Source organism: Paraburkholderia sp. USG1 (assembly GCF_031570135.1).
GTDB classification, from domain to species: Bacteria; Pseudomonadota; Gammaproteobacteria; order Burkholderiales; family Burkholderiaceae; genus Paraburkholderia; species Paraburkholderia dioscoreae.
The window spans coordinates 66,462-80,730 of record NZ_JAMWXW010000024.1 but is presented as its reverse complement, the minus strand read 5'-3'; the positions used below and the strand labels follow the sequence as shown (position 1 = coordinate 80,730).

14 protein-coding genes are annotated in these 14,269 nt (G+C 63.1%); 9 read left to right on the top strand and 5 right to left on the bottom strand.

The genetic code is table 11. The features are described from left to right. Positions 1-147: 147 nt before the first annotated feature. Positions 148-1,017, top strand: coding sequence for a sulfurtransferase (locus NE850_RS27550; protein ID WP_007178837.1), 870 nt, complete (start codon positions 148-150; stop codon positions 1,015-1,017). A 115-nt stretch (positions 1,018-1,132) separates the two neighbouring features. On the opposite strand, the gene NE850_RS27545 is transcribed toward NE850_RS27550, so the two are convergent. The 3 genes from NE850_RS27545 to polA all read right to left on the bottom strand — a co-directional run bounded on the left by NE850_RS27545 (position 1,133) and on the right by polA (position 6,368). Continuing rightward, entirely contained in the window at positions 1,133-2,005 is an 873-nt protein-coding gene (locus tag NE850_RS27545; RefSeq protein ID WP_007178836.1) for a dienelactone hydrolase family protein, read from the bottom strand. A 103-nt stretch (positions 2,006-2,108) separates the two neighbouring features. After that, positions 2,109-3,458, bottom strand: a complete 1,350-nt coding sequence (locus NE850_RS27540; RefSeq protein WP_165187621.1) for an NAD(P)/FAD-dependent oxidoreductase — start codon at positions 3,456-3,458, stop codon at positions 2,109-2,111. Between the two features lie 168 nt (positions 3,459-3,626). Next, positions 3,627-6,368 carry a DNA polymerase I gene (polA, locus tag NE850_RS27535; protein WP_007178834.1) on the bottom strand — a complete coding sequence of 914 codons (2,742 nt, stop codon included), beginning with the start codon at positions 6,366-6,368 and terminating at the stop codon, positions 3,627-3,629. 1 nt (position 6,369) lies between these two features. Here polA and NE850_RS27530 point away from each other — a divergent pair, with 1 nt between their 5' ends. Further along, on the top strand, positions 6,370-7,113 hold the full coding sequence (locus tag NE850_RS27530) for a TIGR00730 family Rossman fold protein (RefSeq protein WP_011490537.1): 744 nt from the start codon (positions 6,370-6,372) through the stop codon (positions 7,111-7,113). Positions 7,114-7,169: 56 nt separating this feature from the next. Here NE850_RS27530 and NE850_RS27525 read toward each other — a convergent pair whose 3' ends face one another. Continuing rightward, positions 7,170-7,631, bottom strand: a complete 462-nt coding sequence (locus NE850_RS27525; protein ID WP_035516903.1) for a LysR family transcriptional regulator — start codon at positions 7,629-7,631, stop codon at positions 7,170-7,172. A 97-nt stretch (positions 7,632-7,728) separates the two neighbouring features. Between NE850_RS27525 and NE850_RS27520 the strand changes: the two genes are divergently transcribed. Next, positions 7,729-8,298: a chromate transporter gene (locus NE850_RS27520; RefSeq protein ID WP_035516902.1), complete on the top strand. Its 570-nt coding sequence runs from the start codon at positions 7,729-7,731 to the stop codon at positions 8,296-8,298. After that, positions 8,295-8,825 carry a chromate transporter gene (locus NE850_RS27515; RefSeq protein ID WP_007178831.1) on the top strand — a complete coding sequence of 177 codons (531 nt, stop codon included), beginning with the start codon at positions 8,295-8,297 and terminating at the stop codon, positions 8,823-8,825. The genes NE850_RS27520 and NE850_RS27515 overlap by 4 nt, the downstream gene beginning before the upstream one ends. A gap of 61 nt (positions 8,826-8,886) precedes the next feature. Here the strand turns inward: NE850_RS27515 and NE850_RS27510 are convergent, their stop codons facing one another. Beyond that, on the bottom strand, positions 8,887-10,413 hold the full coding sequence (locus tag NE850_RS27510) for an AMP nucleosidase (protein WP_007178830.1): 1,527 nt from the start codon (positions 10,411-10,413) through the stop codon (positions 8,887-8,889). A 199-nt stretch (positions 10,414-10,612) separates the two neighbouring features. Here NE850_RS27510 and NE850_RS27505 point away from each other — a divergent pair, with 199 nt between their 5' ends. The 5 genes from NE850_RS27505 to NE850_RS27485 all read left to right on the top strand — a co-directional run bounded on the left by NE850_RS27505 (position 10,613) and on the right by NE850_RS27485 (position 14,245). Then, entirely contained in the window at positions 10,613-11,008 is a 396-nt protein-coding gene (locus NE850_RS27505; RefSeq protein ID WP_007178829.1) for a hypothetical protein, read from the top strand. Positions 11,009-11,233: 225 nt separating this feature from the next. Further along, positions 11,234-12,229 (top strand): homoserine kinase, encoded by a 996-nt coding sequence (locus NE850_RS27500; protein WP_007178828.1) that lies wholly within the window; start codon positions 11,234-11,236, stop codon positions 12,227-12,229. After that, on the top strand, positions 12,220-13,026 hold the full coding sequence (locus NE850_RS27495; RefSeq protein ID WP_007178827.1) for a BPSS1780 family membrane protein: 807 nt from the start codon (positions 12,220-12,222) through the stop codon (positions 13,024-13,026). The genes NE850_RS27500 and NE850_RS27495 overlap by 10 nt, the downstream gene beginning before the upstream one ends. A gap of 172 nt (positions 13,027-13,198) precedes the next feature. Continuing rightward, complete coding sequence (locus NE850_RS27490) at positions 13,199-13,651, top strand: MarR family winged helix-turn-helix transcriptional regulator (protein ID WP_007178826.1); 453 nt, start codon at positions 13,199-13,201, stop codon at positions 13,649-13,651. Between the two features lie 174 nt (positions 13,652-13,825). Next, positions 13,826-14,245, top strand: a complete 420-nt coding sequence (locus tag NE850_RS27485) for an organic hydroperoxide resistance protein (RefSeq protein WP_165187618.1) — start codon at positions 13,826-13,828, stop codon at positions 14,243-14,245. The last annotated feature ends 24 nt before the right edge of the window (positions 14,246-14,269 follow it).

Sequence of the window (14,269 nt, the reverse complement as noted above, 5' to 3'; positions counted from 1 at the left end):
GAAAGCCGCCTGACGGAGCCGCCATCGCCCGTATCGGGTTTTACATGAGACCAGAGTAAGGCAAATAAAGCGCCAACTCTGGTCGACCGCTTTGCATGGGACCAGAGTAAGGCGCTAAAGCGCCAACTCTGGTCGACAGGAGACGTCATGCCCCACACTCATTACACCACTCTGATCTCCGCGACCAATCTCGCGGAGCGGCTCGCCGCCGCGCCGGGCAGCGTGTTCGTCATCGATTGCCGTTTCGATCTGGCCGACCCGGAGGCGGGCGAAAAAGCCTATCTGGCCGGACATCTGCCGGGCGCGCATTATCTGCATCTCGATCGCGATCTGTCGGGGCCGAAGAACGGCCAGAGCGGCCGCCATCCGTTGCCGGATCGTGCGCGGCTGGTGGAGACGCTGGAGTCGCGCGGCCTGAAGCAAGGGCAGCAAGTCGTCGCCTATGACGCGCAAGGCGGCATGTACGCCGCCCGCGCATGGTGGCTGCTGCGCTGGCTCGGTCACGACGCGGTCGCGCTGCTCGACGGCGGGCTGCAGGCATGGGAGGCCGGCGGTTATCCGCTGACGCAGGACGCGCCCGCCCAGAACACCGGCGACTTCAAAGCCGGTGCGCCGCTGTCCGTCACGGTCGATGCGCAAACGGTCGAGCGCAATCTGGGTTCGAAGGAACGCGTGGTGGTGGACGCGCGCGCCGCCGACCGTTATCGCGGCGAGAACGAGACGCTTGATCGCGTCGGCGGCCACATTCCCGGAGCGCTCAACCGCTTCTTCAAAGACAACCTCACCGCCGACAACCGCTTCAAGCCGGCTCACACGTTGCGCGAGGAATTCCACGCGCTGCTCGCCGACACGCCGCCGGAACACGTGATACTGCAATGCGGCTCGGGCGTGACGGCCTGCGTGAATGCGCTGGCGATGGAAGTCGCCGGCCTGCACGGCGCGGCGTTGTACGCAGGATCGTGGAGCGAATGGAGTTCGGATCCGAAGCGCCCTGTCGCTACGGGCCCGAATCCTTGAGTACACCAGCGAGCGTCACAGCACCTGGTTAGCAAAAAAGGCCGTTACCGCCCGAAAGCGGCAACGGCCTTTTTTATCGCAAGCGGGGGAGCGCGAACCGCCTCAAGCCGCAGCCTCAGGCCACCCCATGCTGCTTGAACCACACCAGCGCACGGCGCCAGCCGTCTTCCGCATCGGCCTTTTTATAGCTCGGCCGGTAATCCGCGAAAAACGCGTGCCCGGCATCGTCATACACGACGAACTGCGAGCCGCGTCCTGCTTGCGGACCCTGCGCGATGGCCTGCTTCATCTGTTCGAGCGTGTCCTGCGGAATGCTCTGATCCTGCAACCCATAGAGCCCCAGAACCGGCGCGTGAAGCTGCGCGACCTCGTCGAGCGGATTGGCCGGCGTCATCGCGTTCTTCGCGCCCGTGACTCGCCCATACCACGCGACACCCGCCTTCAGTCGCGGATTATGTTCGGCATACAGCCACGCAATGCGCCCGCCCCAGCAAAACCCGTTCACGCCGAGGCGGTTCAAATCGCCGCCATGCTCGCCGGCCCACGCGACGGTCGCGTCGAGATCGCCCATGACCTGATCGTCCGGCACCTTGCTGACCAGTTGCTCGTTGAGCTGCTGCATGCTCGTATAAACGGTCGGATCGCCCTGCCGCTCATACAGATTCGGCGCGATCGCGAGATAACCTTGTTTGGCGAAACGCCGGCACACGTCGGCGATATGCTCGTGCACGCCGAAAATCTCATGCACGACGATAATCACGGGCAAGTGCGTTTTACCCTTCGGCTGTGCGCGATACGCCGGCACCAGCGTGTCGCCGGAGCGCACGGCCACTTCGCCGGCTTCGAGACCGTCGCTATCGGTATGGATGGTTTGCGCCGACACCGGCAGCACGGCTGCGGCGAATCCGGTGCCGAGCGCGGCCTTGATAAAAGTACGCCGGTCGAAGGGGACGTGCGGGACCAGGCTGTCGATCTCGGGTTTCAGCATGCGGCGCTCCTCGGTTGAACGTTGGAGGCAACAGGATACGCCCGACACGCATCCTGTTGCAGAGGCAACGTTCCCGGGCGCCGGCCGGGCGCATCAGCGCACGTCAGTGCAGCTTGACCCGCGGCAGCGTGGTGCGGCGCAACCAGTGCGCGAAAGTATCGAGCACCATGCGCGCATAGCCGTGCAGCGCGGCGATATGCAGCCGGTACAGCGACATGTACATGAAGCGCGCGAACAGCCCTTCGATCAGCATGTTGCCGCCGATCACCCCGCCCATCAGATTGCCGACGGCACTGAAATGCCCGAGCGACACGAGCGAACCGAAGTCGCGATAGGTAAATTCCGGCAGCGGCCTGCCGTCGAGCCGCGCCGTCAGCGCTTTCATCAGGAAGCTCGCCTGCTGGTGAGCCGCCTGCGCGCGCGGCGGCACGTTGCGCTCATTGCCCGGCCACGGACAGGCGGCGCAATCGCCGAGCGCGAAAATGTTGTCGTCGATTTCGGTTTGCAGCGTGCGGCGCACGACAAGCTGGCCCAGACGATTGACCGGCAGGCCGTCGAGCTCGCTCAGGATCGCCGGCGCCTTAATGCCCGCCGCCCACACCGTCAGATCGGCGCGCACGGTTTTACCGCTCGCGGTGCGGATCACACCGGGCGCGACTTCGGCCACGGTTTCGCTGGTCATCAGCTTCACGCCGAGCTTGGTGAGCAGTTCGGCCGTAGCGGTCGAAACCCGTTCCTGCAAAGCCGGCAGAATGCGCGGCCCCGCTTCGATCAGCACAATGCCGACGTCATGCCGCGGGTCGAGCTTATGCAGGCCGTAGGCGGACAGCACCTGCGCGGTGTTGCGCAATTCCGCCGACAACTCCACCCCCGTCGCGCCGCCGCCGACAATCGCCACCTGAATGCGCGGCTCGTCCGTGGACGGCGTGCCCGGCGCCGACTCGACGGGCTCGTGCACCTGATGCTCGGCGCGCATGCAGGCCGCGATCAAGCGCTTGCGGAAACGCTCGGCCTGGCTGACCGTGTCGAGTGCGAGGGAGAATTCAGACGCACCTTTAACGCCGAAGAATGCGGTCGTGCTGCCGATCGCGATGATCAGCGTGTCGTATTCGAGTTCGCGTTCGGGCAGCAGTTCGGCGCCGTCGTCGTCGAGCACGGTGCCGAGCGTGAGCCGCCGGTTCGCACGGTCGAGGCCCGTCAGTTCGCCCTGCTGGAATTCGAAGCCATGCCAGCGCGCTTGCGCTGCATATTCGAGTTCCTGCGTGAAGGGGTCCATGCTACCCGCCGCCACCTCATGCAACAGCGGCTTCCAGATATGCGTGGGATTGCGGTCGACGAGCGTGACCTGCGCGCGCACTGCGCCCTTGTTCTTATGGGGTGCGTAGCGATCGCCCAGGCGTGTCGCCAACTCCAGTCCCCCCGCGCCCCCGCCAACGACGATAAAACGATGCATTGAACTCTCCGTGTTTGCCGATGGGTTATGCGTCGCGGCGGCGCGCACGGAATATCACCCGGGCACGCCGTCTTTGACCGATTGTCCGCGAGCAACACGGGTTGTCACAAGCCATCAATACGCATGTGTGACATGCGCACGACGATATCGCACCCCGTCATACGCGCGTCAATGCGCTTCTTCCCAGTTCAGACCGGCGCCGACTTCGGCGACCAGCGGCACTTTCAGGTCGGCGACGCCGCACATCAACTCGGGCAAGCGCTTGCGCACGTCGGACAATTCCGCGTCCGGTACTTCGAGAATCAATTCGTCATGCACCTGCATGATCATGCGCGTGCCGATCTTCGACTCTTCGATCCACTTCTGCACCGCGATCATCGAGAGCTTGATCAGGTCGGCCGCCGTGCCTTGCATCGGCGCGTTGATCGCGGCGCGCTCGGCGGCCTGGCGGCGTGGACCATTGCCGCCGTTGATCTCGGGCAGCCACAGGCGGCGGCCGAATACCGTTTCGACGTAACCCTTGGCCTTCGCGCTCACGCGCGTTTCGTCCATATAACGCGCCACGCCAGGGTAACGTGCGAAATAGCGGTCGATATAGAGCTTGGCGGCGTCGCGCGTGATACCGAGGTTCGAAGCGAGCCCGAACGAACTCATGCCGTAGATCAGACCAAAGTTGATGACCTTGGCCACGCGCCGTTGGTCGTTCGACACTTCGAGCGGCGTCACGCTGAAGATTTCCGCCGCGGTGGCGCGGTGAATGTCTTCACCTTGCGAGAACGAGCGCAGCAAGGATTCGTCGCCGGAAATGTGCGCCATGATGCGCAATTCGATCTGCGAATAATCCGCGGAGACCAGCTTGTGTCCGGGCGGTGCAATAAACGCTTCGCGAATACGGCGGCCTTCGCCGGTGCGCACGGGAATGTTCTGCAGGTTCGGATCGTTCGAGGCGAGGCGCCCCGTGACCGCCACCGCCTGCGCATAGTTCGTGTGCACGCGGCCCGTGGTGGCGTTGACCATGCGCGGCAGCTTGTCCGTGTAGGTCGATTTCAGCTTTGACAAGCCACGGTGTTCGAGCAGAATCTTCGGCAGCGGAAAATCTTCGGCGAGCTTTTGCAGCACTTCTTCGTCGGTGGAGGGTGCGCCGCTCGGGGTCTTCTTGACCACCGGCAATTCCAGCTTCTCGAAGAAGATCTGCCCGATCTGCTTGGGCGAGCCCAGATTGAATTCGCCGCCGGCCAGCACATACGCCTCGCTTTCCAACTGGATCAGACGCGTGGCGATTTCGCTGCTTTGCTGACGCAGTTTCTCCGAATCGATCAGCACACCGGTGCGTTCCATTTTCCGCAGCACGCGCGAGGTGGGCAGCTCGATGTCGTGATAAACGTACTGGAGCGTCTTCTCCGCCGCCACTTGCGGGTACAGCACCTGATGCAGCCGCAAGGTGATGTCGGCGTCTTCCGCTGCGTATTCCGCGGCCTTGTCCAGCGCGACTTCGTCGAAACCGATCTGCCCCGCGCCCTTGCCCGCCACCTCTTCGTACTTGATCGTCTTCACGCCGAGATGGCGCAGCGCGAGGCTGTCCATGTCGTGCGTGCGATGCGATTCGACCACGTACGACTGCAGCAGCGTGTCGTGTTCGATACCGCGCATTTCGATGCCGTAGTTCGCCAGCACCTGCTCGTCGTACTTGAGATGCTGACCGACCTTCTTGTGCTCGACGCTTTCCAGCCACGGCTTGAGCCTCGCGAGAACTTCGTCGCGCGGCAATTGCACGGGCGCGTCCGGGCCGCGATGCGCGAGCGGCACATAAGCCGCACGGCCGGCCTCGACCGACAACGACAGCCCCACGATCTGCGCGATCATGGGATCGAGCGACGTGGTTTCGGTATCGAAAGAAGTGAGTTCGGCCGCGTTGATCGTCTCCAACCACGCGTCGAATTGTTCCCACGTCTGCACGGTGTCGTAATGCCGCTCGTGATCCACGGACAAAGCCGGCGGCACGTCGGTTTCAGGACCCTCCACCGCGTCCGCGATTTCCACTTCGCGCAGCCATGTCTTGAAGCCGTGGCGCGTGAACACCTCGCGCAGTTCCGCGCGCGATTCCGGCTGGCTTTGCAGGCTTTCCTCGATCGACACGATATGGTCGGTCAAGTCGCAATTGCGCTCAACGGTAACGAGTTTCTTCGCCATTGGCAGAAAATCGAGCGCACGGCGCAGATTGTCTCCTACCGCACCTTTGATTTCGTCCGCATGTGCGACGATGCCATCCAGCGAGTCGAATTGCGTCAGCCATTTGACCGCGGTTTTCGGCCCGCATTTCTCGACGCCCGGCACGTTGTCGACGGTATCGCCAACCAGCGACAGGTAGTCGATGATGCGCTCCGGCGGCACGCCGAACTTGGCGAGCACGCCGGCGCGGTCGAGTTTTTCGTTGGTCATCGTATTGATGAGGGTGACATGATCCGACACGAGCTGCGCCAGATCCTTGTCCCCAGTCGACACGATCACGTTCATGCCGCGTTTTTCCGCCTCGGTGCTGAGCGTGCCGATCACGTCGTCGGCCTCGACGCCTTCGATCATCAGCAGCGGCCAGCCGAGCGCGCGCACGGCCACATGAATCGGCTCGATCTGACGCGAGAGATCGTCCGGCATGGACGGACGGTTCGCCTTATAGTCGGCATACCAGTCGTCGCGGAACGTTTTGCCCTTGGCGTCGAACACGCACGCGCTATACTCTGCTGTGACTTCCTTGCGCATGCGCCGCAGCATGTTGATCATCCCGTAGAGCGCACCTGTCGGACCACCGTCGGGGCCGCGCAGATCAGGCATCGCATGGTAGGCCCGGTACAGATAACTCGAACCGTCGACCAATAGCAGGGTCTTACCTTCAAGGCTTCGTTCTTCAGGCATTATGACTAAGAGAAAAGTGATTCCGAGTCTGCGATCACTCGCAGATCAAGAGCGCGCAACGGCCAAAAAGGCACGCGCATCGTGGCAGATGTTCACGATTATGGCAGAGTTTATCGAGGCGACCGAGTACCTCTCGGAGATTCGCCCGGCTGTCAGCATATATGGTTCGGCGCGCCTGAAACCGAACTCGCCCTATTACAAACTTGCCACGCAAATCGCGCGCAAGTTGTCGGACGCGGGCTTTGCGGTGATCTCGGGCGGCGGCCCGGGCATCATGGAGGCGGCCAACAAGGGCGCCCATGCGGGCAAGGCGCCTTCGGTCGGCCTGAACATCGAATTACCGCACGAGCAATCGGGCAATCAGTGGCAAGACATCTCGTTGCGCTTCCGCCATTTCTTCACGCGCAAGGTCACGTTCGTGAAGAACTCCGACGCGGTGATCGTGATGCCCGGCGGCTTCGGCACGCTGGACGAACTCGCCGAAGTGCTCACGCTGATCCAGACCAAGAAGTCGCGTCATGTGCCGATCATTCTGGTGGGCGCCGAATTCTGGGAAGGCCTGCTTGCATGGTTCAGGAACTCGCTCACGCCAATGGGCCTGATCAATCCGGCCGACATGGACCTCATGCAGGTCATCGACGATCCCGATCAGGTGCTCGAAGCGGTGCTGAAGTTCTATGAAGACCGCGAAGAAGCCGAGCCGCAACCCACCAAATCGGACGAAGACCGGATGTTCTATCTGTGAGGCTGCTCGCGCCGCGGCGCGAAGCGAGTGCAACGCCACGCGATAACATGCGGATATCAACGGGTAGCCTCGACGCTACCCGTTTCGTTTTCCTGGGTTTGATCGCCTTGCGCCTGCTGCCATTCACAGAACTGCTCGACTAGCGGCGCATGCGCGACCTCGCGCCTCGCGACCCACCAATAGCCGCGCGCATCGATACGCGGACCCGCCAGCGGCACGACGAGCCGGCCCGAGAGCAATTCATCCGCGAGCAGCGGCAACGGGCCGAGCGCGACGCCAAGACCATCTACCGCGGCCTGCAAGGCGGACAGGTAGCGCCGCCCACCGTCGGTCAGGCGCACGCGCTTGCCGCGACGCTGGAACACCTGCACGCCGAGCCAAGTTTCGAAAGCTGCGACTTGGCGGCTGATTGCACCGTGCGTCACATGCAACTCGTTCGCCGCGGCGGTGAAGCTTTGATGCCGCGCGGCGGCTTCGAAGGCGCGCAGCGCCGGAAAAGGAGGAGGGTTACGGGCCAGGCTTGTGATTCCAGATCACATGGGCGCGCGTAAAAATCGTTTTGCTCGACGCCGGTTCGGCGCTAACCTCCTGAGCTTGAACCGCAAGCTAACCGATATGGATCACGACCTCACCACGCCCGAACCCGCGCTGGCGCGTCCGCCCACCGTATGGGAAATCTTCGGCGGCTTTCTCGGCCTCGGGCTGATTTCCTTCGGCGGCGCACTGCCGCTGGCGCGGCGCGCACTGGTCGAACAACGCCGCTGGCTGAGCGCCGAAAAATTCACCGACCTGCTGGGCCTCTGCCAGTTCTTGCCGGGCGGCAGCGTGATCAATCTCTCGGTGGCCGTCGGCATGCGCTTTCGCGGTGTGCCGGGCGCGGTCGCCGGGTTGCTCGGCCTGATCGCGGGACCGTCCCTGATTGTGATCGGGCTTGGCGTGCTGTACGAACACACGCAGAACGACCCGCACGTTCGCCATCTGTTTGCCGGGCTCGCCGCCGCGGCGGCCGGCCTGCTGATCTCGATGGCCGTGAAAATCCTGCTGCCGCTGCGGCACAAACCGGTGGCCGCGCTCATTGCCGCGCTCGGCTTCATCGCGATTGCGATCATGCGGCTGCCGCTTCTGCCCACCATGCTGGTACTGACGCCGTTCAGCATCTATATCGCGTCGAGGAAGGCACGATGAACGACACGCTCATTTCCCTCGCGGTCATCTTCAGCCAGCTTTCGCTGCTCGCGTTCGGTGGCGGCAATACGATTCTTCCGGAGATGCAGCGTCAGGTGGTGGATGTGCATCACTGGATGCCGGCCAGCGAATTCAGCGCGCTGTTCGCGCTCGCGCAAGCCGCGCCGGGGCCGAACCTGATGGTCGTCACGCTGGTCGGCTGGCATGTGGCCGGCTGGGCGGGCATGCTGGTGACGTCGGTGGCGAAGTTCGGGCCGTCGTCGCTCGTAACGGTACTTGCAATGCATGCCTGGGAGCGGTGCAAGGACCGCCCGTGGCGACGCTACGCGCAGTTGGGACTGGTGCCGGTGACGGCCGGCGTCGTCGCGGCGAGCGCCGCACTCATTGCCGAAGCGTCGAACCCAACGGCGATTGCGTGGGCGATCACCGCGTTCACGGCTGTCATGGCGATAAAGACGCGCATTCATCCGCTATGGCTTCTGGCGGCCGGCAGTCTGATCGGGCTGACCGGTATCGGACAGCTTTAGTCGAGCCTGGTGAGCGAGGGCGAACCTGCGCTCGCCTTGCGTGCTTAAAAACCGCTTACTCCTACTGGAACGCGACCTCAGCGAAGCTCCGCAGCTTGCGGCTATGCAAGCGATGCAGCCCGTTCATTCGCAATAGCTCCATCGCTTTCACACCGATCTGCAGATGCTGATCGACCTGCGCGCGATAGAACTGGTCCGCCATACCCGGCAACTTCAATTCGCCATGCAGCGGCTTGTCCGACACGCACAGCAAGGTGCCGTAAGGCACGCGGAAACGGAAGCCGTTCGCGGCGATCGTCGCACTTTCCATGTCGAGCGCAATCGCGCGGCTTTGCGACAGCCGCTGCACCGGCTCGCGATGATCGCGCAATTCCCAGTTGCGATTGTCCACGCTCGCCACCGTGCCCGTGCGCATCACACGCTTCAATTCGACGCCGTCCAGTTGCGTGACCTGCGCGACGGCGCGTTCCAGCGCGACCTGTACTTCGGCGAGCGCCGGAATCGGCACCCACAGCGGCAAGTCGTCGTCGAGCACGTGATCCTCGCGCACATAGCCGTGCGCCAGCACGTAGTCGCCGAGGCGTTGCGTATTGCGCAGGCCCGCGCAGTGGCCGAGCATGATCCACGCATGCGGACGCAGCACGGCGATGTGATCCGTAATGGTCTTCGCATTCGACGGCCCGACGCCGATGTTGACCATCGTGATGCCGCTGCCGTCGGCACGTTTCAGGTGATACGCGGGCATTTGCGGCAAGCGCGGCGGAGCCGTGCCTTCCTGCGCCTGCTCGCCGAGATTCTCGTTGTACGTGACCACATCTCCAGGCTCGACGAACGACGTGTATTCGCTGCGATAGGCGCGCAGTTCTTCGTCGTCGGTATGGGCCATCATCGTGCGGCCGAGTTTGACGAACTCGTCGATATAGAACTGGTAGTTCGTGTACAGCACGTAGTTCTGGCAATGCGTGGGCGAGGTCGCCGTATAGTGCTTCAGCCGATGCAGCGAAAAATCGACCCGCGCCGCCGTGAACAGCGCGAGCGGATGCGGCTCGCCCGGCAGCGGCTCATACGTGCCGTTGACGATGCGATCGTCGAGCAGCGCGAGGTCCGGCGTGTCGAACACGTCGCGCATCAGGAACAGGCGCTCGCGATCCAGATCGCCTTCGAGGTGGATGCCTTCGGCGAAAGCGAAATGAATCGGAATCGGCTGATCCGATACGCCGACTTCGATCTGCACGTGATGGTTCTTCGCCAGCAGGCGCAATTGCTCGCGATAGTAGTTGCCGAACAGATCCGGCCGCGTGACGGTCGTCTCGAACACGCCCGGACCCGCGACGAAACCATACGACCGGCGCGAATCGATATGCGTGTTGACCTCGGTACACACCCGCACGAACGGATAGCAGGCGCGCACGCGGCTCTGGAACAGTTCGTTGCGGCGATAGCGCGCGAAGGCGTCGCGCAGGAACGAAGTGTTCGCTTCGTAGATTGCCGAGAGGCGGGTGACGGCCTCGGTGGCGTCTTCGAAGGATTCGGTTGGGAAGCTGTTGGCGGGAGTCTGCACCGCGCGTTGATTGGTATCGTTGTTCATCTTCATTCGCCTCGATTGATGAGGCGACATTACCACGGAACTTGCGATCGCCAAATGACCTGGCGGCGCGCCGACACACCCCGGCACACGGCTCGCAAGATTGCGGGCACGCCGCGCGAAAGCGGCGCAAAATAAGGCGATCGCGCCCGATGGCCAGGCTGGATTTGCTAGAATCGGGGCACCCTATCGGAGAATCACCATGAAGCCGCTCCTTCCCGTCGCCGTTGCACTGGCTCTCGCCTTTGGCAACGCCGCGATGGCTGCCCAGCCTGTCGATGACACTCCGCCCCCCGGCGCGCCCCAGTCCGCCAATGAACGGGCCGGTCTGCCCGACCTGGAGAAGATCAATCGTCCGGCCGCGGAGGTCAGCTCGAAGGTCGAAATCAACGTTCCGCGCACGCCGAGCTTTTACGAACGCAGTGCCAACGGCACCGAAATCACCGAATACCGCGACAAAGGCAAGCCCGTCGAAATCAACGTGCATTCGAACCTCGGCACGCGCTACCAGATGAGCGCGCCGCTCGACACGTCGCCCACCGTACGCGACAACGGCCGCGCGAGCACGCGTTTGCCGTCGGTGCACCTGACCTATTGATGCGTACCGGGGCGGCGCCCCGGAGTAAGCCGCCGCCCGGATTCACGCGCCTGCAAGGCGTCGTCCCGGGCGTCAGCCTGGCTGGCGAGTTTCACCCTGGCGGTACGGCTTTGAAATGCCGCAGCGCTTCACGGCTCCTGAGAACACATTTTCAATACCGCATTTGCCGCACATCGCACTGGCCGCACCGCGCCAGCCCGACCAACCTGATCTGACGTTTCCCGCATGGCTGTCTTCACCGCTGTCACTGAACCCCAACTTGCAGAATGGATGCGCCATTACGATCTCGGCGACGTCGTCGAATTTCGTGGCATCTCCTCCGGTATTGAGAACAGCAACTTCTTTCTGACGACAACGCGCGGCGAATACGTCCTCACGATCTTCGAAAAGCTGACGGCCGAACAACTGCCGTTCTATCTCGATCTCATGCGGCATCTGGCCGCGCACCGCGTGCCGGTGCCGGACCCCATGCCACGCGAAGACGGCGCCCTGTTCGGCCTGTTGCAAGGCAAGCCCGCCGCCATCGTGACCAAGCTCGAAGGCGCACCGGAGCTGGCGCCGGGCGTCGAGCACTGCATCGAGGTCGGACAGATGCTCGCGCGCATGCATCTGGCAGGACGCGACTACCCGGCCTATCAACCGAATCTGCGCAGCCTGCCGTGGTGGAAGGAAACCGTGCCGACCATCCTGCCGTTTCTGGAAGGCGGGCAACGCGAGCTGCTGTCGTCCGAACTGGCGTACCAGGAAGCTTTTTTCGCCTCGGCCGATTACGCCGCACTGCCTGAAGGCCCATGCCACGCCGACCTGTTCCGCGACAATGCCATGTTCGCCCACGCCGCGCCCGGCACGGGCCACGAGGTGCGCCTGGGCGGTTTTTTCGACTTCTATTTCGCGGGCTGCGACAAGTGGCTGTTCGACGTGGCGGTGACGGTCAACGACTGGTGCGTCGACCTCGCCACCGGCAAACTCGACGAAGCGCGCACCGAAGCGATGCTGCGCGCCTACCAGACCGTGCGCCCGTTCACCGCTGGAGAAAACCGCCATTGGGGCGACATGCTGCGCGCGGGCGCGTACCGTTTCTGGGTCTCGCGCCTGTATGATTTCCATTTGCCGCGCGCGGCCGAGTTGCTCAAACCGCACGATCCCGGCCATTTCGAGCGCATCCTGCGCGAACGCCTGTCCGGCGTTGCACTTCCAGGCATTCATACCTCATGCAATTGATCGAAGTCCCCGCGAAAGCCGGCTATGTGTGGTTCCGGCAGGGTATCTGGCTGTTCCGTAAGAACCCGCTCGCGTTCCTGACGCTGTTCTTCACCTATCTGCTGGTGATGACGCTCGTCTCGCAGATTCCGGTGATCGGTGGCGTGCTGCCGCTGGCGTTCATACCGGGCGTTGCAGTCGGTTTCATGGCGGCGTGCCGCAACACGATTGCCGGCAAGCCGGTTTTTCCGACCATTCTGGTGGACGGTTTTCACTCGTATGGGCCGGTGGTCGCCAAACGGCTGCTGGTGCTCGGTGTGCTCTATGTCGTCGCTATGGCGCTGGTGCTGGCCGGTTCGGCGCTGGCCGACGGCGGCATGCTGCTGAAGGTAATGCTCGGTGGCGCCACGATGGACCAGGACGCGATCGCCAACAGCAATATTCCGCTGGCGGTACTCACGGCTTTGGCGCTCTACATTCCGGTCGCAATGATTTTCTGGTTCTCGCCGATTCTCACCGCATGGCATGACGTGCCGCCCGTCAAGGCAATGTTCTTCAGCATCGTCAGTTGCTGGCGCAACCGCGGCGCGTTCGTCGTGTTCGGCGCGCTATGGTTCGCGGTGGCGATAACGGTGTCGCTCGGCCTGTCCGCGCTGATGCAGGCGCTGGGTGCCGGCGACTTCGCGTTCGCGGTCCTGATGCCCGCCACGATGATCGTCACGACCATGCTGTACTGCTCGTTCTATGCAACCTATCGCGGCTGCTTCGGCGTGCAGACACCCGAGACTCCGGACCTGCCGACCACGCCAGCGGCTTGATTCCCGTTCCGGGGCGGCCGCTATTCTAGCGGCCGCCCCGGCGCCGATCCCCATCGCGACGCTTGCCCTCGCCGCTCCAGGAATACCTCACCGCACTCGTCAGCGTGCGCCAATTTGCGGCACAATAGTTTGCGCGCAATCGATTTGCACGCTACTTTTTGCGAGATGCATCATGACCCAGCGCCCGGCTTTGCCCTTCACGCTCGACGAGCAACTCTGCTTCGCCCTCTACTCGACCTCGCTCGCCATGACGAAGGCGTACAAGCCGCTGCTCGACAGACTCGGCCTGACGTATCCGCAATATCTCGCGATGCTGGTGCTGTGGGAGAGCGACGACGTCACGGTCAAAGATATGGCGGCACGCCTGAACCTCGATTCGGCGACGGTCACGCCACTGCTCAAGCGGCTCGAAGCTCAGGGTCTGGTGGAGCGGGTACGCGGCGTTGAGGACGAGCGTCTCGTGTACATCCGGCTCACCAAGGCCGGTTCGGCACTCAAGCGCCAGGCGCGCGAAGTGCCTGCCGAAATCTTCTGCGCGACCCAGCAGACACCCGAATTTCTGCTGCGTTTGCGTGACGACCTGACGCGCCTGCGCGGCACGCTCACCGATTACATGGACCGCTAGCCCAGCGGCTCCAAAACGCGTGCTATCGCTACGATGCGAAAAATCATTTGCACACAAATGATTTGTACACTATCTTTGTCACATGCCCGCTCAATTGGCGCTCTGCCGGAACGGCAGGCCAGCAACGAGCGGCAAACACGCAGATCCTGACAACCCAGACAAAGGAGCAGCATCATGAACATCCTCTACAAAGCAAGCGCAACAAGCACCGGTGGCCGCGACGGCCGTGCGGTGTCGTCGGACAATGCATTGGACGTGAAACTGGCGGCACCGCGCGAACTCGGCGGCACCGGCGCGGCGGGTACGAATCCAGAACAACTGTTCGCGGCTGGCTACTCGGCGTGTTTCCTGAGCGCAATGAAGTTTGTCGCCGGCCAGCACAAACAGGCTTTGCCGGTAGACACGCAAGTCACCGCGGAAGTCGGCATTGGTCCGAATGACAAGGGCGGCTTCGCGCTTGATATCGACCTGCGCGTCTCGCTGCCGGGTCTCGACGCAAACGCGGCAAAGGAACTGGTCGACGCGGCGCATCAGGTTTGCCCGTACTCGAACGCCACGCGCAACAACGTCGCGGTCCGTCTGCAAATCGCCTAAGCTACGGCCTCGATGCCGCGCTAA